Source organism: Nonomuraea sp. NPDC049750 (assembly GCF_040659625.1).
Classification (GTDB): domain Bacteria; phylum Actinomycetota; class Actinomycetes; order Streptosporangiales; family Streptosporangiaceae; genus Nonomuraea.
This window is the reverse complement of record NZ_JBFANB010000003.1, coordinates 162,878-184,265: the sequence shown is the minus strand read 5'-3', so window position 1 is coordinate 184,265 and position 21,388 is coordinate 162,878. Positions and strand designations below refer to the sequence as shown.

Genomic DNA, 21,388 nt, shown 5'->3' with positions numbered 1-21,388 from the left:
CGGCGATCCTCACACTCGTAACGGCGCTCGCTCGTCACCGACGGTTCCTTGGGGGTTAATCAGCGCGAATAGGGCCTGCCACAGCGAGCCGACGGTGTCGAACGTCTCCTCGTTGAGGAGGTCGTCGGGCAGCTCGATGTCGTAGCGGTCCTCGATGTCGGCCAGCAACCGCACGACGCCCATCGAGTCGAGCCCGAGGCCCGCCAGCTCGTCGGACGCGGAGAAGTCGCCCGCGTCCGCGTACGGCAAATGCGAACGCAGAATATTCTGAAACTCGGGTGGTATTTCCAACATAGTCACCGCGCCACCTCAGGCCGAAAGCCGAGCCGCTCCATGCTGTTCGCTCCGAGCTTGGCCGAATGCGCGACGACGCGTCAAGACCGCCATTCTCGAAAAGCGGCCAGAGCCATTGGCAGGTAATCGCCTTCCGGAGCCGGTCATCGGCGCCCGGTTGTCGCACCCCTGACCGGCGCAGATTATGAAGCACATTAACCGGCTACCGGCGCACATGGGGAGGCTGAGTTGTCCGCCGCGAAGAACGCGAATCTGTGCTGGGGCCAGCGTTACATGTGGCTGAAATACCACCGGCTGCCGCCGGGCGAACGGCATGACACGCACATCGTGCTGCGGCTCGCCATCCCGCACGACGTCACGGTGGCGAACTGCCGCGCGGCGATCAACTACCTGACGCGCCGCCACGAGTCGCTGCGGACCACGTACCACCTCGATCCCGGGCCGGAGCCGCGCCAGCAGGTGCACCCGCCGGCCGCGCTGCCGATCCTCCTGGTGACCACCGAACGCGATGGCACCCCTGGCCCCGCCGAGATCGTCGAACGGCTCGGCACCACCGACTTCCGTCTCGACGCCGACTGGCCGATCCGCGCCTGCGTCATCACCATGGGCGGCACTCCCAAGCAGATCGTCCTGGTGCTCAACCATCTGGCCGTGGACGCGTGGACAGTACGGGAGATCAAGCGCGAGCTCACCGTCCAGTGCGCCGGCTTCAGCTCCCGGCGACCGGCCGCACTGGAACCGGTCCGCAACCAGCCGTCGGACCTGGCCCGGCACGAGTCGTCGGCCGAGGCCACCGCCGTGGCGGCCCGCTCCCTGGCGTACTGGGGCACGGAGATCGCCCGCCTCCCAGCCGACCCGTTCGCCGCCCGACGCGCCCCGACGCCCCCCGACCGCGAGCCGGTCGCGCTCGACGGCAGACCGATAACGCCCAACGGCACGCCCCTGACGTCCGGCCGCGAGCCGCTGACGTCCGAGCCGGTGGCCAGGAGTGCGACGTTGACGTCTCCTTCGCTGCTCGACGCCGTGCGGCGGATCGCCGCCGCGGACCAGGTGTGGCCGTCGCTGGTCCACGTGACCGCGTACACCGTCATGATGGCCGCCTACACCGGCCTCGGGACGGTCGCGCACCTGTCGTTCTCCGGCAACCGCGAGCCCGGCCCGTACGCGGGCGTGATGACGTGCATGTTCGCGCCGATGCTGGTGACCGTCGACTGCCACGACGACCCGACGTTCGCGGAACTGCTGCGCCGGGTGGCCGAGCGTTTCGAGCTCGCCCGGACGCACTCGTCCGCGCCCTACGACGAGGTCGTGGAGCTGGTGTCGCGCGAGGGATCGCGGCGTGGCCGGCCGGTATGCCTCGGGTCGGAGGTCAACTTCATCAAGCAGCGCTCCAGCGAGGCGCGGGCGCGGCGCACCACGTTCGCGTGGAAGACGGTGCCGACGGCCTGGGCGTACGAGGAGATGGACACGTACTTCAGGATCGACGAGTGGCGTGACGCGGTCGTCGTCGGCTTCCACGCCCGGTCCTCGATCATGGGAGCCGGTGACATGGAACGCTTCCTGCGCGGCTACGAGACCGTCCTGCTCACCGGAGGCGATCTTCGGATCAGCGACGTTACGCGCCTCGCCGATTTCAGCGCACCGGCGCCCCACAGCACAACCGCTCCCGAACGCCGACCGACGTTCGCCCCTGAGGCCGAGCAGGCGCTCGCCGAGGTGGTCCGGCAGGTGAATGGGCTCGGCGAGGTGGACCTGTCCGACAGCTACACGCTCGCCGGCGGCCGGGCCCTGCGGATCCCGCGGGTCCTGGCCCTGCTGGCGGCCCACGGATGGGCGGGCGCCTCCGTCCACCACCTGACCGGCCCCCAGTCGCTGCGGGCGCTGGCCCGCAAGCTGACCCCCGAGATCACCCCGGAAGCCGTCATCGAGTCTCCGAGGCACGTACTCACCCAGCCCTGACCCACCCTGGAGTGGTCCACCATGACAGACGCGCTCGCCGCCCGAGTATCCAAGAGCCACCAGCTCGTCGGCTCCGAAGAGGAGCTGCGCCGGCTGATAGACCGTGAGCTGGCCGCCTCCGACATAGAGAACCTGGTCGTCATGGGCGGCCATTTCATGCTTTTCGAGGACGAGGGAAAGCTCGTTCCCGGCGTCATCGGGGCGCAGGAGTCCGAGGTGATGCGGCGCCGGATCGCCGGCCGGGTGGGGATCTTCCCGGAGTACAGCTGGCGGCTGTCGGCAGACCTCCTCAAGTCGTACGCGCCGACCTGCGCCGACGCGCGGCTGCTCCTGCTGGTCAACGACTGGCAGTACGTCCCCACGTCGGGCCGCCCGGCGAGCGAGCTGCGGGCGGAGTTCTTCGAGCGCTTCACCGGGCTGCCCGCGGAGTATGAGCGGATCCTGGGCGAGGCCGGGTTCGGCCCTGACCGCGTGCTGGCGAGCCGCAAGCACCCGCTGGCCTTCCCCGAGACCTGGCTCAAGTACCGCTTCCAGAAGGCCGCCGACCGGTTCGTCAAGCAGGGGCGGCTGGAGAAGCGCTACCTCGAGTCGGGCACGAAGGACACCGAGGTGGCCTTCCTCGACGACGAGGGCAACTACCGCACGCTGATCAGCTGCGGCATCACCGGATGCGCCGGCGAGATCACCGAGATGATCTCGGAGGTGCACAACGCCGGGTACCGGGCGATCGTCATCTTCGCGCCTGGCGAGTGTCTCGCACCCGTCCAGACGGGCGTCGACATCGCCCTGGAGCTCTACCGCCTGTCGGACATGCTGGTGATCATCGCCGACCCCGGCGGGAGCGGGGAGATGTCCACGGACGAGATCTACTCGAAGCTCGTGACGGTCAGCACGTTCAGGAGCTGACGCGGCGCGAGACGGACCACCGAAAGTGACGGGCCGCCCATGAAGATCATTTATCTGGACAACTGCGCCACCACCCGCGTGGACGACGAAGTGGTCGACGCGATGCTGCCGTACCTGAGAGAGGACTTCGGCAACCCGTCCTCGCCGCACGTCCTCGGCAAGCGGGCCCGCCGCGCGGTGGACCTCGCCGCCGTGTCCGTGGCCGAGCTCCTGGGCGCCGACCCGCGCGGCATCGTCTTCACCTCCGGCGCGACCGAGAGCAACAACATCGCGCTGCTGGGCATGTTCGCCCATGAGGAGCGCGCGCCCGTCAACGCGCTGTTCTGCCCGACCGACCACAAGTCCGCGCTGTCCATCGGCCGGGCACTGGCCGGGCGGGGCATCGAGACCCGCACGATGGCGGTACGCCAGGACGGGCTGATCGACCTGACCCGAATGGCCGAGCAGCTCGACGTCCGCTCCCGCGTCGCCACCGCCGCCCTGGTCAACAGCGAGATCGGCACCATCCAGCCGATGTCGGAGCTGGCCGCGCTCTGCCACGAGGTCGGCTGCCTGCTGCACGTGGACGCCGCCCAGGCGGCCGGCCGGATCCCGATCGACGTGGTCGAGGCCGGGGTGGACACGCTGTCGATCTCCGGGCACAAGGTACGCGGCCCGAAGGGCATCGGCGCGCTGTACGTGCGGCCCGGCGTACGCCTGCGGCCGATCACGTACGGCGGCGGCCAGTACGAGCTGCGCAGCGGGACCATCCCGACGCACCTCGTGGTCGGGCTGGGCAAGGCGTGCGAGCTGGCGCTGCGGCGGCTGGACGACGACTGGATGCGGGCCGTACGACTGCGCGAGGCGGCCCTCGAACTGCTCACCACCCGGCTCCCGGGTGTACGGATCAACGGCGATCCGCTCAACGGAGTGCCTCATGTGCTCAACCTGGTGCTGCCCGGGGTCCGGGGGGAGAGCCTGGTCTCCAGCCTGCGTACCGTGGCCGTGTCCACCGGGTCCGCGTGCAACTCCGACTCCCAGGAGCCGTCACACGTCCTGACGGCGATCGGGGTGAGCGCCGAGGACGCGAACAGCTCCATCCGGATGTGCCTCGACCCGCGCATGGCGTTCGACGAGCTGCTGCGGGGTGTCGAGTTGGTCTGCGAGCGGGCCCTGGACCTGGCCGAGGTGTCGGTCGCGATGCAGGCCACATGACGTACGGCAGCGGGCCCGCCGGGGGCGGGCCCGCACAGACGACCGAACACTTGTCACGCGCCGTTGGGCAGGAACTTCCTGGCCGCCTGCACCCCGGCCTGGAATCGGCTGGTCGCGTCGAGGTCGCGCATCAGCGTGGCGATGTGCCGGCGGCAGCTGCGTACCGACATGCCCAGCTTGCGCGCCACGACCTCGTCGGTGTAGCCCTTGGCCATCAGCGCCGCGATGGCCTGCTGGAGATCGTCGGCCACGTCGGCGTACCCGGCCTCGACGCCCTCCAGCGGCGTGGCCGTCTCCCACAGGTGGTTGAACAGGTCCAGCAGGAACTGCGCGACCCCGTGGTTGTGCACCCGCGCCACGTTGGTCTCCCCGTCCGACAGCCCGAACAGCACCACCAGCGACCGGTCGAACACCACGGCCGAGCGCGGAATGTGGCTGACGGTGCACACCGAGGCCCCCGCGTCGGTCAGCTTCTTCATCCGCATCCGGGTGGCGAGATCGGCCCGGTTGCGGTGCTGGCAGATGATGCGCACGGTGATCCCCCGCCCGAGCAGCGGTGAGTACGCCTGCGACAGCTCATCCGCGTCCGTCAAGCTCGACTGGAGCACCAGCACCTCGTCCCGGCACGAGTCGCCGGCCGTCTTGAGGAAGCCCCGGACCTCCATCGACCCCACCAGATACTCGATCGCGCTGGGCGCCGAGGTCCTGCCGGTGTAGTCCTGCCGGAACACGTTGATCCGCTCGCGGATCTGGTCGATCAGCTCCCGGCGCTGGTAGATCTCCCGTTCGACGGAGGAGACCAGCGAAGCCGCGGCCACCTCGGGATCCACGGGGACGAACCGGCGGCCCGCCCTGTCCTCCATCATGAGCAGGCGGTTCTCCACCAGGTGGGCCACCGCCTCGTGCATCTCATGCAGGCCAATGCCGAGATCGGCGGCGGCCACCTCAAGCGCCTCGATCGCTCCCTTGCGGGCCGCGTAACGGTAAACGTCGGTGGCGTGGTCGCCGCCCACGGGGGTCATCCCCGGAAAGAACGGAATAGTCGTCATCACGATCTCCCATCAACTCAACGGAACTCTCAGGTGACCAGAACTCTCAGGTGAAGGTTGGGAAGCGGCGGTTGAAACGGAACGCTCAGGTGAAGGTTCGAGTGCGGCGGTTGAACAGGAACAGCGACAGGCCGAGCAGCGCCGCCGCCATCCCGGAGAGCACGGCGACCTCGGGGAGCACCGTGCCGATGCCCGTGCCCGGCTTGGTCAGCGCCAGCAGCGCGTCCATGCCCCAGGCGTGCGGGAACAGGTAACCGAGCGAGTTGAGGAAGTCCCCCGCCGACTCCCTGGGCCACAGGCAGCCGCCCAGCATGCCGAGCACGATGCCCAGCGGCGGGCCGATGGCGGGCGCCTGGGCGGGCGAGCGTACGAGGCTGCCGACCAGGATCGCGGCACCGGTGGCCACCAGGGAGAACGAGCCGACCACCGCGGCGACGCCCAGCGGGTCGCCCCACGACACGCCGAACACCAGCGAGCTGACCACCATGATCAACAACGACTGCGCGACGGCCACGGCGAACCTGCTCAGCGCCTCCCCCGCGAGCACCGACCGGCGCCTGACGGGGGCGGTGAGCGCGCGCTGGATCATCCCGAGCCGCCTGCTCTCGGCGAGCGCGGCGGCCACGGCCATGGAATTGATGAAGGTGAACAGCAGCAGGTTGGCCGGGGCCGTGTAGGCGAAGCCCCTGGGGGTGGCGCCGGGCGTACCGGAGCCGACGACCGCGACGCGGCCCGAGTCGGCCTGTGCCTCGCGCACGCGCGCGGCGGCCTGCGCGGGCGTGGCGCCCGCGGCCTCGACGGCCCTGGTGGCCTCAAGTACGGCGGCCACCCGGCCGACCGCGACATCGACGGCGCTGCGGGCCGCCATGCCGCTGCCGTTCATCTGGGTCATGACGAGTTCGAGCTTGGTGGAGCCGGCCGGGATCACCAGCCCGGCGGCGAGGGACCCTTCGCGTACGCCCGACTGGAGGTCCTGCTTGGTCGCCACGGTCGTGATGGCGAGGTCGGGGTGCGCGCGCAGCTCCTTGAGTACGGCGGCCGTGACGGGGTCGGAGCCGGTGGCCACGACGCCGACGGGCAGCTTGGCGGCCCCCACGGCACCCCCGCCGAGCGCCATGCCGACGAACACGATGTTGACGAACGGCATGATCACCATGAAGAACAGGCCGACCTTGTCGCGGGATAGCCGCCGCAGGTTCGCCGCCACCAGCGCCAAAATAGGACGTGGCCTCATCCGAGGAGCCCCTTCCTGAAGCCGGCCGCGGCCAGGCCGCCCGCCACCAGCGCGATCGCGCACAGCACGCCGATCGGGACGATCACCGTGGTCAGTCCCCCGCCGGAGCCCGCGAGCCGGATCAGCCCGGTCGACGTCCAGCCGTTCGGGGTGAGCAGCGCCACCTTCTGCAGGAAGCCGGGCAGGTTGTACAGCGGCACCAGGCTGCCGCCGAAGAACGCCATCACGAACGAGACGACCATGGTCACCCCGTCGGCCTGGGCGTCGGTCTTGGCCCGGCTGGCCACCAGCATGGTGATCGCGGCGGCCGCGAGCACGTGCGCGACCAGCAGCGCGAAGACCGCCACCGGGTCACCCCAGCTGGTGCCGAAGATGAGCGAGGAGGACGCCCAGGTGGCGACAACGCTGACCACGCCCAGCCCGAACCCCACCAGGGCCTTGCCGGCGATCGGCGTCCACTGCGGGATGGGCCCGGCCCGCATCCGGTCGAGCGTGCCCTGCCGCCGCTCGGTGAGCAGGCTCCTGAACGAGGCGCCCACCACGAAGAAGGCGAACAGGGCGGCCATGCCGGAGCCGTAGTACACCGACAGGTCGATCTTGCCGCCCTCCATGGGGTCGTCGGCCAGGCTCAGTCCGGGCCCGGCGGCGCCGTTGCGCTCCACCAGCTCCTTCACCCGGTCGCCGGGCACGCCGTACGCGAGGGAGGCGCGGACCGCGAGCGTGCGGGCGTCCACCACCGAGGAGATGCGGTCGACGATGGCGTTCGCCACCACGCCGGCCAGCGGCGACTCGGCGGAGGTGAGCACCGCGACCTGTCCGCCCGAACCCGCGCCGACGCTCTTGGTGAACCCCTGCGGGAACACGATGGCCGACCCGATGTCGCCGGCGTCGAGCGAGCGCTGCGCCTCCTGCCTGCTGGGCAGGTCGCGCAAAGTCAGCGTGCCCTTGAGCTGTTCGTTGGACATGACCTCCCGCCGCACGCTGGCGGAGAACTCGCCGCGGTCGAGGTCGACGAAGCCGATCGTGGCCCGCAGCGGCGGGTCGTCCCCGCCCAGGGCGAGGCCGAACAGGGTGGCCAGCGCGATGGGCACGATCAGGGCGACCACCAGGGCGGTTCCATCGCGTACCCGGGTACGCAGTTCCAGCGCGGCGACGGACATCAGGGGTCTCAGCATGATCAGTCCCGCAGCTTGCTGCCGGTGAGGTGGAGGAAGGTGGCCTCCAGGTCGGGTTCGATGACCTCGACGGCGGTCACGGTGGCGCGGCCGTCCACGGCGGTGATGATCGCGGGCAGCACGTAGCGGCCGCCTTCCGCGAGCAGCCGCACCGAACCGGTGCCGGTCCTGACCGCCTCGACGACGCCTTCCAGCGCCTGGAGCTTGTCGAACGCGCCGTCCACGTCGCCGTCGAGCATCAGCTCGATCTTGTCGGCGCTGCCGACCATGGCGACGAGCTCGTGGCGGGTGCCCTCGGCGACGATCCGGCCGTGGTCGATGATCCCGACCCGGTGGCAGACCCGCTCGACCTCCTCCATGTAGTGCGAGGTGTAGAGCAGGGCCATGCCGTCGGCCACCAGCCGCTCCACGCCGTCGAGGATGGCCTTGCGGCTCTGCGGGTCGACGCCGACGGTCGGCTCGTCCAGGATGAGCACCTCGGGCCGGTGCAGCAGGGCCGCGCCGATGTTGATCCGCCGCTTCATACCGCCTGAGTACGTACCGAGCTTGCCGTCGGCCCGATCGGACAGTCCGACCAAGTCGAGCACCTCGCTGATGCGCGCCGCCAGCTCCCGTCGCGGCAGACCGAACAGCCGGCCGAAGAAGCGCAGGTTCTCCCGCCCGGTCAGCTCCGGGTAGAGCGCGATCTCCTGCGGCACGTAGCCGATCTTCGCCTTGGCGGCCAGCGGCTCGGCGGCGAGGTCCGTGCCGCACACCGTCACGTTCCCGGTGCCGGGCTTGAGCAGGCCGACGAGCATGGAGATCGTGGTCGTCTTGCCCGCGCCGTTCGGCCCGAGCAGTCCGTACGCCTCGCCGGGGGCGATGGCGAACCCCACATCCTGTACGGCGAGCACGTCGCCGAACCTCTTGCTCAGGCCGGTACAGGCCAGAGTCGCGGTCATCGGCCCCACCCGTCCGGCTCGCCCTTGTCGCTGGTGTTGCCCGCGCAGACCTGGCGTTCCAGGTCGACGCCGAGCTGGTGGTCGAGCGGGCTGTTGCCGGTCACCCGGTTCCACAGGATGTGGTTGTCCACGGCGTCGTCGCCTCCCCAGTCCTTGGACGAGCCCATGACGAACGCGGCGCCCATGACCGACTCGCCGCTGGGATGGTTGTCGTGGATCCGGTTGTCCACGACGCTGACCCGGTGCGTCCCGATCAGCGCCAGGCCCACGCCGGAGATCGGCGGGCCCGCGGCGCCCAGCGCGTCGGGGGCGTCGCCGCCCGCGGCCAGGCCGTTGCCGTACAGGTCGTTGCCCGAGACGAGGCAGTCGCGCACGCCGCCGTCGGGCTCGCCTTCGTAGGTCTGGTTGAGCATCAGCAGCCCGGCGGCGTTGCCGTGGCAGGAGTTGCGTAGCACCCGGACGCGGGAGGAGTTGTCGACGAAGATGCCGAAGGCGTTGGCGAAGCTCTCGTTGTCGGCCACCAGCCCATCGGCCTCGGGGCAGAAGCTGACCGCGATGCCGCCGTACTGGCTGCCCGACGTGGTGCAGCCGGTCACCTCGCACCGGCTCGACTCGCGCACGTAGACGCCCCAGACGGCGTTGCCGGCCGTCTCGACATCCCGCACGGTCAGGCCGGTCACGGTGTGGGCGTAGATCCCCGCGCCGGTCGAGCCGCGCACGCTCAGCCCGGCTATCGTGACGTCGCCGACGCCGTGCAGGCTGATGCCGCTGACGACGTCCGCCGCCGCGTCGTGCAGCTTCGGGATCCCCGCCGGTACGGAGTCTCCCGGGACCAGCACCGTACGGCCCGCCCCGGCGCCGGTCAGTGTCACGCCGTTGTGCCTGATCCAGACGTTCTCCGCGTACGTGCCCGCCGCCAGCTCGATCGTCGCTCCGGCGCCCGCCTCGTCCAGCGCCCGCTGGATCGACTCACCGGGCTTCACCTGGGACATCCTGGGTCTCCCTCCCCGTCGCCGTACACGATCGCCAGGGAGACGAGCAGTCCCGCGCCCATCCCCCACCGGGCCTCCCCGGCCACCCGGCCCCGGCGCGGCGCCAGCCGTACCAGGGCCGCCTGCTCGCTCGCGCCCCGGACGGCGTAGGACGAGCCGCCCGTCAGCGCGAGCCCGGTCGAGGCGGTCAGCTCCGCGGCCGCCTCGTCGAGCAGCCGCCGCGCCCAGGCGGCGGGCCGTCCGGCACGGGCCTCGAAGTCGTGCCAGGTGAAGCCGGGCGGACGCCCGCCCACCGCCTTGATGAAGCTCTCCTTGACGGAGAAGGCCACCTCCTCCGCGCCCAGCTCGCGCTCGGCGGGCGTGGTGAGGTGCTCGGTGAACACGGCACCGCCGCGCCCGGCCGCCCTGGCGAGCCGCTCCGCGTCCACAATGTCCACTCCGACCAGCACGGGAGGAGACACGGGCGGGGCGACCGGCCGGACGACCGGCAGCACGGCCGTCCACGCGTCCGACCGCATGACCTGCTGCCCGCCAGACAACGTCATGCCGCGACCTTGGCGCAGCGGGCCACGAACGGTTCGAGGACCGCGTTGTACTCGTCCGGCCGCTCGATCATCGGGATGTGCCCACTCTCCTCGACCACCACCACGTCGTTCTCCGGGTAGTCGGCCAGCAGCTCCAGCCACGGGCCGACCGGCGTCATCCGGTCGTGCCTGCCCCAGACGTACAGGGACGGGCAGCGGACCCTGTCCAGCGCCGGCTTGACCTGGTAGCGGCGGGTGGCCTTGAGGCTGCGGGCCATGCTGACCATGGACTCCGGCTGCCGGAGCATGGTGCCGACCTCGTCCATCTGCGCCCGCGTGAAGTACGGCTCCGTACCGTGGAAGAGCGCGGACACCATGCGGACGCCGAAGTCGTCACCGAACGGCTGCACGCTGGCCCGGCGGTCGAAGCTCAGGCCAACGTCGGGGTCGGGGGTCAGTCCGGGGGCGCCGCTCACCACGATGCCCTTGATCCGCTCGGGGCGGCGGCCGGCCAGGTCGATGGCGACCAGGCCGCCGAGTGAGTTGGCGCAGAGGACCAGGTCCTCGACGCCGGCCTCGTCGCAGGCGGCCAGCAGCGCGTCGCCGAGCCGCTCGATCGAGCCGGCCACCCGGCGGTCGAGCGCGCAGATCGCCTCATGCGTACGCAGCACCGGCACGCCGGCCTCCGCCAGGTAGCGGTAGGGGTGCTCCCAGATCCAGCCGCCGGCGAACAGCGCGGACATGAAGACCACGGCGGGCCCGCCCTCGCGGTCGCCGAGCCGGTGCTCGGTGGTGAAGTCGGACATGAAGGCTCCAGTCACAGTAGGGAGGCGTCGCCCGGGACCCACCCGCAGCCGCAGGCGGCGTCCGGTCCGACCCGGACGACGGTGTCGCAGTCGGGGCAGCGGGCGTACTCGCGGATGTCGGAGGGGATCCAGACGCTGGTGAGCACCCGGGTGCACAGGCCGCCCTTGAAGAAGCGGCGCATGCTCCGCTGGTGCGGCCGGGCGTGCACCGCGCGGACGGACTCGGGGCGGTCGAAGGCGGTCACGGTGAACTTGCGGTCGCCGACGTCGAACGTCGCCAGGCCGAGGAAGCCCTTGGAGGCCCGCAGCGACTTGACGACCTCCACGCTGAGCAGGTCCACGTCCGCCGCCTCCGCGTCGTCGCGGACCTCCAGCCAGGTCAGGGTCAGTACGCCCGGCGGCTCGGTACGCCCGGAGGGAACGCGCGCGCTGACGCCGAACTGCCTGATCCCGCCCGTCTCCGCATCGGCCGCCGGCACGAACCGGGCCGAGTAGCCGAGCGCCTCCGCGACCGCCAGCCGGTCGAAGCGGCGCCGCACACGCGGACCGTCCGGGCCGAGGGTCACCAGGTCGCTCCCCTGGACGCCGACGGTCCCGCCGACGGCGGGCATGCCCAGGTAGGGGGCGCGGTGGTCGGCCTGGAGCGTCCACCAGAGCGTGACGGCCTCGCCGTCGCCGACGACCTCGTCCACGACGAATTTCGGCCGCTGGAAGCGGGCCAGCGCGGCGGCGGCGTGGGCGGCCAGCGCGGCCCCGCTCAGCTCGCCGCCGGAGTCTGGGTCGCTGTAGGAGGCGGCGGTGGCGGCCACGGCCTCGGGGTCACCGGCCTGCCACGCCTCAAGGTGCCGCTCGGCGGCCTTCCTGGCGTCCATGTCATGCCTCGTCTTCGTCTTCAGGCAGGCGCGCGGAGGCGACGGCCACCGCGAGCACCTTGCCGTCGGTGTGGCTGAGCGAGAGCCGGATCTGCTGGCCGGACCCGGCTGCCGCGCGCAGCGCCCCGGCGAGCCGGACGGCCGGCGGGTGCCCGGTGTGGCAGACGGCGGTCTTCGCGCAGTTGGCGGTGGGCCTGGGCAGCACCTCCGCCTGGCCGAGGTGCTCGGCCGTGGGAGCGACACCGAGGAGGCGGAGCACCGCGTACTTGCCTGCCAGCCGCCCGGCCCAGTGCTGGAGCGTGCGGCCGTACCCCGACCTGAGGCGCTCGGCCGCCGTGTACACCTCTTCGAGGCGCATGTCGCCGACCAGCTCCTGAGGCCGGGAGAGCCCGGCGAAGCCGACCATCGCGCTGCCCCACCGGTTCATGCCGCGATCTCCCTGGACAATCGCCGGAGGGTGGCGGGCTCGGCCAGGCTCAGGCAGCGCGCGCCCGCCCGGCGCGACAGGCCCGCCAGTACCTTGCTGTCGCCCACCTCGACACCGGGGGCGAACTCCTCCACCGCGTTCACCGTGTCCGTCCACCGGACCCGCCCGGTGAGCTGGGCGACCAGCGCGTCCCTGAGCGTGGCGAGGTCGGTGGTGGGCTCGCCGGTCACGTTCGGGACCACGGGTACGAGGGGCTCGCTCATCGGCGCGGCTCGCACCGCCTCGGCCCAGGCGGGGACGGCCGCCGCCATCAGCGGTGAGTGGAAGGCGTTGCCCACCCGCAGCGGCACGATCTTGCTGGCCCGGGTGGCGAGCTTGCCCAGCCGGTCCAGGGCCGACAGCGCGCCGGAGACCACCACGTGGCCCGGCGCGTTCTCCAGGCCCACGACCAGCGGCTCGTCCACGGAGCCTGCCTCGGCGGCCAGCGCCTCGACCTCCTCGACCGGCAGCCCCATCACCGCGTGCATCCCACCCGTGTCACCGACCTCGGCCATCAGCCGGGACCTGAGCTCGACCAGCCGTACGGTGTCGGCGAATGTAAGCACGCCTGCCGCGTGCAGCGCGCTCAGCTCGCCGACGCTGTGCCCGGCGACCACGAGCGGCTCGAATCCCTCCTCCAGCAGCACGGCCAGCGCCGCCAGGTTGCACGCGGTCACCGCGACCTGCGCGTGCTCGGTCGCCACCAGCCGCTCCAGCGGCCCGCGAGCGCACAGCGGGGTGATGGGCTGTGCGAGCAGCGCGTCAACCTCGTCGAGCCGCGCTCGCGCCACGGGTCTGCGACGCAGCCACGCACCCATACCGACACGGACCGTGCCTTGTCCTGGGAAGAGAAATCCAAGCATTGCGCAGCACTCCTTTCGCCTACAGCCGCCTGCGCGGTCGCCTCTCCTCATGAGCGGCCTGCTCGGTGCCGAGGAAGCCGAGGAGCAGCTTGTTCACCTCATCGGGGGCGTCGAGCGGGAGCCAGTGGCCCGCGTCCTCGACGCGCTCGTAGCGCCAGGGCCCCTTCACGTACTTGCCGGAGGCCGACATGCCCTCCTCCAGCAGCGCCTTGTCCCCCGCTCCCCAGATGCCGAGCGTGGGCGCCAGCACGGGCGGGAAGGGGCGGGCCGGCCGCAGCTCGGCCTCGGGCGAGCGGTTGGCGCGGTACCAGTTCAGGCCCGCCGTCAGGGCGCCGGGCCGGGCCAGGTCGCGCAGGTAGCGGTCGTAGTCGCCGTCGCGGCCCATGATCTCCTTGAACAGCCGCCACCCGTTGCGCCGCAGCAGCTCCTCGCTCACACCGGGGAACTGGTAGAAGAGCATGTACCAGGAGGCCATCCGCTGCTCCAGCGAAGGAGTGGCGAAGACGCCCGGGTGCCCGACCGACAGCACCGCCAGGTGGTCGAGCCTGCGGGGCATCAGGAAGGCGTACATCCAGGCGATGGCCGCACCCCAGTCGTGGCCGACGATGTGCGGCCGGCGGATGCCGAGCTTCATGGTCAGGGCGACGACGTCGTTGACGATCGTCTGCATCCCGTACGCCTCGATCTCCTGCGGCTTGCCGGAGTCGCCGAACCCGCGCAGATCCGGCGCGATCACCCGGAAGCCGCCCTCGACCAGGGCCGGGATCTGGTGCCGCCACAGGTAGGAGGAGTCGGGGAAGCCGTGCAGCAGGACTACGGGATCGCCTTCGCCCTCGTCCACGTAGGCGAGCTCGACGTCGTTGACCTGGATCCTCTTCTTGTTCATGCCGTCTCCCTGAACAACCGCTCGGCGAAGAACTCGCTGAAACCGAACTCCGGCACGTCCTCGGGGGCGACCATGTTGAGCAGCCCGGTCACCTGCGCGGCGAAGTTCTTGGCCATGAGCTTGCGGACCCGGCGCCGCCGCTCCGTGGCCGCGGGCCCGAACTCCACGTGCAGCCTGCTGATGATCGACGCGCCGAAGTCGAGACGCTCCAGGCGGAAGTCCCGCTCCTCCAGGTACGGCGCGAACGCCGCGGGCGACCAGTCGTCGCCGCCGAGCAGGATGTCGCAGACGGTACGGGAGTCGCGCAGGGCGCAGGAGAGCCCGGTGCCGAGCACGGTGTCGGCGTTGCCGGCCTCGTCGCCGATCAGCACCACGCCCTCGGTCAGCGGCGGCCCCTCGGGGACGCTGGACACCGACGGCCACACCGACAGCGGCCCCGCCGGTACGGCCTCGGTCACCGCCTTGCCCCTGTCGGGCAGGCAGTCGAGCTCGAAGGCGGCCAGGAAACGCTCGACGCCGCCGGGGCCGCGGTAGCGGAGCTTGTTGACCGTGGGGAAGTTCAGGTAGAGGCGGGCCCGGCCATAGCCCTGGGGGAAGACCATGAACATGACGTCACCTTCGGTGCCCATGGCCTGGACGTCGGCGGGCCAGCCGTCCATGCCCTCGACCATCATGCCGCCGCCCCAGTGGTGCATGGAGTTGCGCATCCGGACGCCGATCTGACGGCCGACGGTGTTGCCCCGGCCCGTGGCGCCGAGCACCATCCTGGCCCGGATCTCCCGCGGGCCCTCTTCGGTCTGGTAGGTCACCACCGGCTCGCGACCCGGCGTGACGGTGACCCGGGCCGCGTCCAGCACCAGCCGGGCACCACTGTCCACGGCCTGCGCCGCCATCAGCTCGCACACCTGGTAGTGCGGGAACGACATCGGCCCGCCGATGCCGGGGATGAAGCGGGTCATGTCCACCGCTTCGACCTCGTCCTCGGTGACGGCCTCGTCCCAGGTCATCCACTCCCGGATCTCCCAGCCGCCGCCCGCCCCGAAGCAGTCGTAGACGCCCAGCCGCTGCGCCTCCCTGATCCCCCAGGGGGCCAGCCACTCGCCGCGGACCAGGTCCCGGTACTCCTCCTGCTTCTCCAGCAGCACGACGGACAGCCCGCCGGCGGCCAGCTTGCAGGCCGCCGAGGCGCCCGCGATGCCGCCTCCGGCAATGACGACGTCGGCGTAGTCGACGGTCATGCCTCCCACCTCTCCCAGTACGTACGTTCGTGGGCCCCGTACCGATCCGCCGGCCGGAACTCGGTGCCGAGCGTGTAGGCGACCGGGATCAGGCACACCTGGGTGACCCCGGTCGGGATGCCGAGCAGCTCGCCCACCTGACGCTCGTGGGGGACGTGCATGCAGGTGATCGTGCTGCCGAGGCCCCGGCTGCGCAGTGCCAGCTGGAACGACCAGATCGCCGGGAAGATGGAGCCGTAGAAGATGCTCGCCCGCATCGGGCCGTGCTGGACCAGGTGTCCCGGGTCCTCGGGGACCTTGTCGGCCATCCGCCGGTCCCAGGCCGTGTTGATGGCCTCGATGTCCGGCGGGCGGCCCAGGACGCAGGGCATGACCAGGACGGGCACCCGCCCGATGGTCTCGACCAGCGCCTCGGCCGAGTCGTAGTTCTTGCGGGCCTGCCGGTTGTTACGGCGTCTGCCCGCGTTCGTCCACATGTCGTTGCGGTGGAACGTCCAGGAGGTCGAGATCATCTCGGCGATCCGCTCCTTGACCGCCGGGTCGGTGATGACCAGCCAGCGCCAGTTCTGGTGGTTGTTGGCGGTCGGGGCCTGGACGGCGACCTGGAGGGCCTCCTGTACGACCTCGCGGGGCACGGGCCGCTCCAGGTCGAGCCGCCGCCGCACCGACCGGGTGGTGGTCAGCAGCCGGTCCGTCTCGGCCACGTCGAAGGGCGGTGCCTGCGCGGGGCCCAGGGTCACGGTCATGGCGCCCCCAGCAGTACAGCGCCGCGCACCGAGCCGGGCGCGGCGGTCAGCACCAGCGCCTGGCCGATCGGGTCGGGCAGGTCCGGCTTGGTCACGTACGAGGCCGGCTCGCCCGCGTGCGGCTCGACGAGCCCGATGAGGGCGGGGGCGATCCCGTCGCGGATCGCCAGGGCGGCCATGGCGATGTTCATGGCGCCGGTGGCGGCCTGGCAGTCGCCGGTGAGTCCCGCCGACGTGGTGAGCACCGCGCCGGGCAGAGCCGTCAACACGGCGGCCGACTCCTCGGCGTCGCCAGGAACCCCGGTGCCCGCGCCGACCACCAGCTCGGGCCGGGCTTCGGGCAGCCGGGCGAGCACCCGCGCGACCAGATCCCGACCGCCCGCGTGGCCCGTCGTGGTCGGGTCCGCGCCGCTCGCCTGGCCCGTCGTGGTCGGGTTCCCGCCGCTCGCGTGGCCGGTCCCCATGACCCGCGCGTACGGGCGCCCGCCACGTCTCGTGCAGTGCTCGGCGGACTCCACCAGGAAGGCCACCGCCGCCGACCCGGGAACCGTGCCGGAGTGCCGCCGGTCGTACGGCGACACCACGGCGTCGCCGACAGCCGTGGCGACCGTCTCGTCGGCCGCGACCACCAGCACCACGTCCGCCTTGCCCGCCCTGATCATCTCCAGCGCGCAGTCCAGGGCGATCGAGGCCGAGGCGCCGCCGTTGCAGATCGTGGTGGTGGGCCCGCGCAGGCCGAGCGTCTGGCAGACGGCGCCGCCGGTGGCGTTCAGCACGACGTTGGAGAAGCTCAGCACGGCCGGCTTGTTCGGGTTCGCGGCGATGCTCTCGTCGAACCCGCCGGTGCTCTCCGCCGACCCGGCGCCCGTGGCGAACACCAGCCCGACGTCGTCGAGCTCCTTCCTGGGCAACTGCAGCCCGGCGTCCTCCCAGGCCAGCCGGGAGGCGGCGATCGCCATCCTGGACAGGTGGTTCATGTGCCGCCACAGCGAGCGCGGCGCGAACGTCCGCCCGTCGAGCGACGGCGCCTGCCCGGCCGCCTGGCGCCCAGTGACGATAGCCTCGGCCACCTCGCCGATGCCGGTGCCCAGCCCGGTCACTGGTCCGAGCCCGGTGATCACGGCCGCCGCGTCCGGCAGCTCGTCGTACTCCCGCGCGGCCCGCGGCGTCGTCAGCACGAGCGAGACGTTGTTGCCGCCGAAGGCGTAGTTGTTCGACACCACGGTGTCGATCGGCAGCTCCCGTGCCACGTTGGGCACGAAGTCCAGGTCACCCGGTACGGCGTCGTCGGCGAAGCCGATGGTGGGCGGCGCGGTGCCGTGCCGCAGGGCCAGCACGCTCGCGACGGCCTCCACCGCGCCCGCGGCGCCCAGCGTGTGGCCGACGAACGACTTGATGCTGCTGGTGGGCACCCGTCCGGCCCGCTCGCCGAACACCACCCGCATGACCTTGGCCTCCATGGCGTCGTTGGCCGGAGTGCCGGTGCCGTGGCCGCTCACGTAGCCCACGTCGTCCGTGGTCAGGCCCGCGTCAGCGAGCGCCCGCCGTACCGCGCTCGCCCCTCCCCGCCCCGTGGGGTCGGGCGCGGTGGCGTGGTAGGCGTCGGCCGACAGGCCGTAGCCGGCGACCTCCGCCAGTGGCGTGGCGCCTCTCGCGAGCGCCCGGTCCAGCGGCTCCAGCAGCAGGAACGCCGCTCCCTCGCCGAGGTTGAGCCCGTCGGAGTGGCTGTACGGGCGGCACGGGCCGGTGCTGAGCGCCTTGAGCCCGGCGAAGCCCGCGTACGTGCCGAAGAGCAGCGGATCCACGCCCCCGGCCAGGACGACGTCGGCCTCGCCGGTGAGGATCTTGTCCTTGGCGAGCCCGACCGCGTTGCCGCCCGCCGCGCAGGCGGTGGACACCAGGATGCGCGGGCCGCGCATGCCGAGCCGGTCCGCGACCACGTCCTCGGTGCGGTGCATGGGCTGGTAGCGGCCCACGGCGTCGGGGGTCGCCTGGCATTTGCCGAGGATGATGCCGAACCGGTCGGGGTCCGCGCCGGTCAGGCCCGCCTGCTCGATCGCCTGGCGGGCGGCGATCAGCGCGAGCCGGGCGGTACGGTCCAGGCCGGCGTCGGATTCCGGTAGCCCTCCGTCGATCCACTCGTCGGGAACCTGGCCCGCGTGCCGCGCCTCGAACACCGCGAAGTTCTCGTCCAGGACCGGCGTGAGACCGCCGGTGCCCGACACGAGCCGCTGCCAGAACTCCGCGGGATCGCGGCCGATCGCACAGATGATGCCCAGGCCGGTGACGACGACAGGCCGCAGCGCCATGCTTGTCTCCTTCTCAGAAGCCCGATCAGATGATCGGGATGCTCCAGCTCTTGGGCACGATGTACGGGCTGGTCAGCGTGGTCACCTCGACGCCGTCCACGGTGAAGTCCAGACCGGCGGCGGCCAGCTCCGCGTCGACCCTGGCCAGGCCGAGCGTGGCGCCCAGACCGGCGCTGCGCACCGCGTGCACCACCTCGCCGATGTCCTGGCCGCCCGCCAGCACCCTGGCGCCCGCCTCGGGGATGGCGTCGCCGCCGGTGAAACCGACCGTGCGGCGGCCCTGGCCCGACTCGAACGCCGCCAGCACCGCCTCCCTGCCGACGAACTCGTCCTTGGTGACGTCGACCAGCCAGTTGGCGCCGATCTCGATCACGCTCGCCCCGGCCGTCGCCTCATGGCGCGGGATCGGCTGGCGTACCTCCAGCATGGCCAGCTCGAGGGCCTCCTGGCCGGCCGCTCCCGCGTGCTCAAGCGCCTGGCACCACAGCTCGGCCGCGGACTCGATGGGCACGATCATCTGGTAGCCGTACTCGCCGGTAAAACCGGTCCGGGCGAAGATGATCTCGGTGCCGTTCCACTCGGTCTCCACCACCGACTCGAACGGCAGCGAGGCCAGCTCGCCGTCGATCAGCCGCCCCACCACGCCCCAGGCGTAGGGCCCCTCCAGGGCCAGGACCGTGAGGTCGGCCGACCGGTCGGTGATCACCACGCCCTCGTCGTTGTGCTCCTCCAGGTGCTCCAGCAGGCGCGTACCGGCGCCGCAGGAGCTCTCCAGCAGGATCCCGTTCTCCCGGCCGAAGGCCAGCACCTGGTCGACGACCTGCCCGGACTCGTCCAGGACCAGGCTCATCATGCAGCGCTCCGAAGTGAGGTACTCCACGTCGCGGGCGAGCAGCCGCTGCGCGAAGTCCACGGCCGCGGGCCCGGTGATCTCGATGAGGCGGTTCCCGCCCAGGTCGAGGACGGCGGCGCGCTCCCTGAGCACCCGATACTCATCGGCCGACTCGGAGAAGCGCAGCGGGACCGAGCTGTCACCCACCTCGCCGTAGACGGTGCCCTCCGGATGCAGGTTCGCGAGGACGGTAGCCATGCTTCACACCTTTCGTACGGAACGTTGACCCGCCGGATCGGCGATCGTGAGGTTTCCTTCGGCGGCGACCTGGCCGTCCACCCGCGCCGACACCCGGTACTCGGCGAACCCGGCGCCGCCCCCGGTCCGCTCGGCCGACAGGGTCAGCTGGTCGCCGGGGACGACGGGACGGCGGAACCGCATCGACCTGACGCCGGCCAGGTAGCTGATCTCGCTCGCGCCCGCCAGGGCGAAGACCACCCCGGCGAGCTGGGCCAGCGCTTCGATGATCACGATGCCGGGCAGCACGGCCGCGGTCGGGAAGTGGCCCTGGAACCAGAGTTCGGTCCCGGCGACGTTCTTGGTCGCGGTGCCCTTGACGCCCGGCTCCACCCTGCTGACCCGGTCGAGCAGGAGCATCGGCCAGCGGTGCGGGAGCACCTGCCTGATCTGGTCATGGTTCAGCCCGGTCGCCGTGGCCGCCGACCTGACCGCCTGCGCCGTCGTGGCGGCTTTCGCCGCGGCCGTGCCCGTCGCCGTAGCCGCTGCCGAGGCCGCGACTGTGGCCGAGGCCGTGGCCGCCGCTGTGGCCGAGGCGAGCTGGGTGGCGCCGATCGTCATGGCGTCGCCCGCAGAGCGGGGTTGACCTCGTCCGCCAGCCGCGACACCGAGCCGAAGACGGCCATCTCGCTGTCGTACAGCGCCACGCCGAACTCGGCCTCGATGGCGACGTACAACTCCAGGACGTCGAGGCTGTCGAGTTCGAGGCCGCGCCCGAAGAGCGGCTGGTCGTCGGTGATCCAGTCCGGCTCGATCTCCAGGTCGAGCCGGGACACGATCATCTTCTTGATCTGGGTGCACGTCTGCCGGCGCTCGGCGGCCTTCGCGCGGAGCTGGTCGAGGGTCATCCATCCTCCATGTGCCTCGTGACGGGGGCTTGCGGTCGGGGACTGGTTCACGGTTCGTGCCGAGATCGGCTCACAGCGGGTGGGCTCAGCAAGTGGGGACTCAGCGGGTGGGGCTCAGCGGGTGGTTTCGCGGCGGGTGGACTCGCGACGCGGCGGGTCAGCCGAGGCCGCCGCCGTGGGCGACCACCACCGCGCCGGACATGTACGACGCCTTGTCGGAGGCGAGGAAGCTCACGATCGTCGCGATCTCCTCCGGCCGGCCCATGCGGCCCAGCCGGATGCGCGTCTCGTAGTCCTTCCTGATCTTGGCGGGCACCTTGCGCGTCATGTCGGTGGTCACGAACCCGGGCGCCACCACGTTGGCCCGGATCCCGTGCGGGGCCGCCTCGTTCGACAGCGCCTGGGTGAAGGCGATGATCGCGCCCTTGGAGGCCACGTAGTTCGTCTGGCCGGGGAAGCCGCCGTCCAGCCCGCTGGTCGAGGACACGGTCACGATCGCGCCCCGCCGCTGGTGCTGCATGATGCGCAGCGCCTCCCGGCAGGTCAGGAAGGTGCCGGTGACGTTGGTGTCGATGGGCCCGCGGAACTGTTCCAGGCTCATGGCGACGAGATAGCGGTCCAGCGTGATGCCGGCGCTCGTCACCAGCACGTCCAGGCGGCCGTGATCGGCTCGTACGCCCTGGAACATCCGCCGTACCTCGGCCTCGTCCGTTACATCGGCGCGCACGGCCGTCGCGCTGCCGCCCTCTTTCCCGATCAGGGCGACGACCTCCTCGGCGTCCGCCTCCGAACGGGCGTAGTTGACCACGACGTGGGCACCCTCCCGGGCCAGGTCGAGCGCGACCGCCCGGCCGATGCCGCGCGACCCGCCCGTAACCAGGGCCACGGAGCCTTCGGCAAAGAGCATCATCGTCTCCAGGGGTTTGACAATGCGCATACCAAACAATTGGTACCTGC

22 protein-coding genes are annotated in these 21,388 nt (G+C 71.5%); 3 read left to right on the top strand and 19 right to left on the bottom strand.

What is annotated here, in order from left to right:
• Window positions 1-9 precede the first annotated feature (9 nt).
• Entirely contained in the window at window positions 10-249 is a 240-nt protein-coding gene (locus AB0J16_RS09545) for a phosphopantetheine-binding protein (protein ID WP_358536514.1), read from the bottom strand.
• Window positions 250-522: 273 nt separating this feature from the next.
• Between AB0J16_RS09545 and AB0J16_RS09540 the strand changes: the two genes are divergently transcribed.
• The 3 genes from AB0J16_RS09540 to AB0J16_RS09530 are packed head-to-tail and all read left to right on the top strand — an operon-like array spanning window position 523 to window position 4,353.
• Window positions 523-2,253, top strand: a complete 1,731-nt coding sequence (locus AB0J16_RS09540) for a condensation domain-containing protein (protein ID WP_358536513.1) — start codon at window positions 523-525, stop codon at window positions 2,251-2,253.
• Between the two features lie 21 nt (window positions 2,254-2,274).
• Complete coding sequence (locus AB0J16_RS09535; RefSeq protein WP_358536510.1) at window positions 2,275-3,159, top strand: LPD16 domain-containing protein; 885 nt, start codon at window positions 2,275-2,277, stop codon at window positions 3,157-3,159.
• A gap of 39 nt (window positions 3,160-3,198) precedes the next feature.
• On the top strand, window positions 3,199-4,353 hold the full coding sequence (locus AB0J16_RS09530) for a cysteine desulfurase family protein (RefSeq protein WP_358536506.1): 1,155 nt from the start codon (window positions 3,199-3,201) through the stop codon (window positions 4,351-4,353).
• Between the two features lie 53 nt (window positions 4,354-4,406).
• On the opposite strand, the gene AB0J16_RS09525 is transcribed toward AB0J16_RS09530, so the two are convergent.
• The 18 genes from AB0J16_RS09525 to AB0J16_RS09440 form a co-directional block, all read right to left on the bottom strand.
• Window positions 4,407-5,402: a hypothetical protein gene (locus AB0J16_RS09525; RefSeq protein ID WP_358536504.1), complete on the bottom strand. Its 996-nt coding sequence runs from the start codon at window positions 5,400-5,402 to the stop codon at window positions 4,407-4,409.
• Window positions 5,403-5,487: 85 nt separating this feature from the next.
• Window positions 5,488-6,636, bottom strand: coding sequence for an ABC transporter permease (locus AB0J16_RS09520; RefSeq protein WP_358536502.1), 1,149 nt, complete (start codon window positions 6,634-6,636; stop codon window positions 5,488-5,490).
• Window positions 6,633-7,811 carry an ABC transporter permease gene (locus AB0J16_RS09515; protein WP_358536500.1) on the bottom strand — a complete coding sequence of 393 codons (1,179 nt, stop codon included), beginning with the start codon at window positions 7,809-7,811 and terminating at the stop codon, window positions 6,633-6,635. The genes AB0J16_RS09520 and AB0J16_RS09515 overlap by 4 nt, the downstream gene beginning before the upstream one ends.
• Window positions 7,812-7,813: 2 nt before the next feature.
• A complete protein-coding gene (locus AB0J16_RS09510; RefSeq protein ID WP_358536498.1) occupies window positions 7,814-8,752 on the bottom strand; it encodes an ABC transporter ATP-binding protein in 939 nt (312 codons plus the stop codon).
• Window positions 8,749-9,744, bottom strand: coding sequence for a right-handed parallel beta-helix repeat-containing protein (locus AB0J16_RS09505; RefSeq protein WP_358536496.1), 996 nt, complete (start codon window positions 9,742-9,744; stop codon window positions 8,749-8,751). The genes AB0J16_RS09510 and AB0J16_RS09505 overlap by 4 nt, the downstream gene beginning before the upstream one ends.
• The gene (locus AB0J16_RS09500) at window positions 9,732-10,289 is read right to left on the bottom strand and encodes a hypothetical protein (protein WP_358536493.1); all 558 of its coding nucleotides are present in this window, start codon (window positions 10,287-10,289) and stop codon (window positions 9,732-9,734) included. The genes AB0J16_RS09505 and AB0J16_RS09500 overlap by 13 nt, the downstream gene beginning before the upstream one ends.
• Complete coding sequence (locus tag AB0J16_RS09495; RefSeq protein WP_358536491.1) at window positions 10,286-11,074, bottom strand: alpha/beta hydrolase; 789 nt, start codon at window positions 11,072-11,074, stop codon at window positions 10,286-10,288. The genes AB0J16_RS09500 and AB0J16_RS09495 overlap by 4 nt, the downstream gene beginning before the upstream one ends.
• An 11-nt stretch (window positions 11,075-11,085) precedes the next feature.
• Entirely contained in the window at window positions 11,086-11,946 is an 861-nt protein-coding gene (locus AB0J16_RS09490; RefSeq protein WP_358536489.1) for a nuclear transport factor 2 family protein, read from the bottom strand.
• Window position 11,947: 1 nt separating this feature from the next.
• Window positions 11,948-12,373, bottom strand: a complete 426-nt coding sequence (locus AB0J16_RS09485; RefSeq protein WP_358536487.1) for a phosphopantetheinyl transferase — start codon at window positions 12,371-12,373, stop codon at window positions 11,948-11,950.
• Window positions 12,370-13,275 carry an ACP S-malonyltransferase gene (locus AB0J16_RS09480; protein ID WP_358536484.1) on the bottom strand — a complete coding sequence of 302 codons (906 nt, stop codon included), beginning with the start codon at window positions 13,273-13,275 and terminating at the stop codon, window positions 12,370-12,372. Before AB0J16_RS09480 ends, AB0J16_RS09485 begins: the two co-directional genes overlap by 4 nt.
• Window positions 13,276-13,294: 19 nt before the next feature.
• On the bottom strand, window positions 13,295-14,161 hold the full coding sequence (locus AB0J16_RS09475; protein WP_358536481.1) for an alpha/beta fold hydrolase: 867 nt from the start codon (window positions 14,159-14,161) through the stop codon (window positions 13,295-13,297).
• Window positions 14,158-15,399: an FAD-dependent oxidoreductase gene (locus tag AB0J16_RS09470; protein ID WP_358536479.1), complete on the bottom strand. Its 1,242-nt coding sequence runs from the start codon at window positions 15,397-15,399 to the stop codon at window positions 14,158-14,160. The genes AB0J16_RS09475 and AB0J16_RS09470 overlap by 4 nt, the downstream gene beginning before the upstream one ends.
• Window positions 15,396-16,145 carry a nitroreductase family protein gene (locus AB0J16_RS09465; RefSeq protein WP_358536476.1) on the bottom strand — a complete coding sequence of 250 codons (750 nt, stop codon included), beginning with the start codon at window positions 16,143-16,145 and terminating at the stop codon, window positions 15,396-15,398. The genes AB0J16_RS09470 and AB0J16_RS09465 overlap by 4 nt, the downstream gene beginning before the upstream one ends.
• Window positions 16,142-18,454: a beta-ketoacyl-[acyl-carrier-protein] synthase family protein gene (locus AB0J16_RS09460; RefSeq protein ID WP_358536473.1), complete on the bottom strand. Its 2,313-nt coding sequence runs from the start codon at window positions 18,452-18,454 to the stop codon at window positions 16,142-16,144. Before AB0J16_RS09460 ends, AB0J16_RS09465 begins: the two co-directional genes overlap by 4 nt.
• Window positions 18,455-18,479: 25 nt before the next feature.
• Window positions 18,480-19,544 (bottom strand): glycine cleavage T C-terminal barrel domain-containing protein, encoded by a 1,065-nt coding sequence (locus AB0J16_RS09455; RefSeq protein WP_358536470.1) that lies wholly within the window; start codon window positions 19,542-19,544, stop codon window positions 18,480-18,482.
• Window positions 19,545-19,547: 3 nt separating this feature from the next.
• A complete protein-coding gene (gene fabZ, locus AB0J16_RS09450) occupies window positions 19,548-20,144 on the bottom strand; it encodes a 3-hydroxyacyl-ACP dehydratase FabZ (protein WP_358536467.1) in 597 nt (198 codons plus the stop codon).
• Complete coding sequence (locus AB0J16_RS09445) at window positions 20,141-20,431, bottom strand: phosphopantetheine-binding protein (RefSeq protein ID WP_225290089.1); 291 nt, start codon at window positions 20,429-20,431, stop codon at window positions 20,141-20,143. Before AB0J16_RS09445 ends, fabZ begins: the two co-directional genes overlap by 4 nt.
• A gap of 157 nt (window positions 20,432-20,588) precedes the next feature.
• A complete protein-coding gene (locus AB0J16_RS09440; protein WP_357647233.1) occupies window positions 20,589-21,368 on the bottom strand; it encodes a 3-oxoacyl-ACP reductase family protein in 780 nt (259 codons plus the stop codon).
• Between the last annotated feature and the right edge of the window lie 20 nt (window positions 21,369-21,388).

Coding starts and splice junctions, on each gene's coding strand:
- AB0J16_RS09455 (WP_358536470.1), bottom strand. CDS start 19,544: ATGGCTACCGTCCTCGCGAACCTGCATCCGGAGGGCACCGTCTACGGC.
- AB0J16_RS09460 (WP_358536473.1), bottom strand. CDS start 18,454: ATGGCGCTGCGGCCTGTCGTCGTCACCGGCCTGGGCATCATCTGTGCG.
- AB0J16_RS09530 (WP_358536506.1), top strand. CDS start 3,199: ATGAAGATCATTTATCTGGACAACTGCGCCACCACCCGCGTGGACGAC.
- AB0J16_RS09440 (WP_357647233.1), bottom strand. CDS start 21,368: ATGCGCATTGTCAAACCCCTGGAGACGATGATGCTCTTTGCCGAAGGC.
- AB0J16_RS09480 (WP_358536484.1), bottom strand. CDS start 13,275: ATGCTTGGATTTCTCTTCCCAGGACAAGGCACGGTCCGTGTCGGTATG.
- AB0J16_RS09475 (WP_358536481.1), bottom strand. CDS start 14,161: ATGAACAAGAAGAGGATCCAGGTCAACGACGTCGAGCTCGCCTACGTG.
- fabZ (WP_358536467.1), bottom strand. CDS start 20,144: ATGACGATCGGCGCCACCCAGCTCGCCTCGGCCACAGCGGCGGCCACG.
- AB0J16_RS09495 (WP_358536491.1), bottom strand. CDS start 11,074: ATGTCCGACTTCACCACCGAGCACCGGCTCGGCGACCGCGAGGGCGGG.
- AB0J16_RS09500 (WP_358536493.1), bottom strand. CDS start 10,289: ATGACGTTGTCTGGCGGGCAGCAGGTCATGCGGTCGGACGCGTGGACG.
- AB0J16_RS09470 (WP_358536479.1), bottom strand. CDS start 15,399: ATGACCGTCGACTACGCCGACGTCGTCATTGCCGGAGGCGGCATCGCG.
- AB0J16_RS09465 (WP_358536476.1), bottom strand. CDS start 16,145: ATGACCGTGACCCTGGGCCCCGCGCAGGCACCGCCCTTCGACGTGGCC.
- AB0J16_RS09490 (WP_358536489.1), bottom strand. CDS start 11,946: ATGGACGCCAGGAAGGCCGCCGAGCGGCACCTTGAGGCGTGGCAGGCC.
- AB0J16_RS09510 (WP_358536498.1), bottom strand. CDS start 8,752: ATGACCGCGACTCTGGCCTGTACCGGCCTGAGCAAGAGGTTCGGCGAC.
- AB0J16_RS09445 (WP_225290089.1), bottom strand. CDS start 20,431: ATGACCCTCGACCAGCTCCGCGCGAAGGCCGCCGAGCGCCGGCAGACG.
- AB0J16_RS09535 (WP_358536510.1), top strand. CDS start 2,275: ATGACAGACGCGCTCGCCGCCCGAGTATCCAAGAGCCACCAGCTCGTC.
- AB0J16_RS09485 (WP_358536487.1), bottom strand. CDS start 12,373: ATGAACCGGTGGGGCAGCGCGATGGTCGGCTTCGCCGGGCTCTCCCGG.
- AB0J16_RS09515 (WP_358536500.1), bottom strand. CDS start 7,811: ATGCTGAGACCCCTGATGTCCGTCGCCGCGCTGGAACTGCGTACCCGG.
- AB0J16_RS09505 (WP_358536496.1), bottom strand. CDS start 9,744: ATGTCCCAGGTGAAGCCCGGTGAGTCGATCCAGCGGGCGCTGGACGAG.
- AB0J16_RS09520 (WP_358536502.1), bottom strand. CDS start 6,636: ATGAGGCCACGTCCTATTTTGGCGCTGGTGGCGGCGAACCTGCGGCGG.
- AB0J16_RS09525 (WP_358536504.1), bottom strand. CDS start 5,402: ATGACGACTATTCCGTTCTTTCCGGGGATGACCCCCGTGGGCGGCGAC.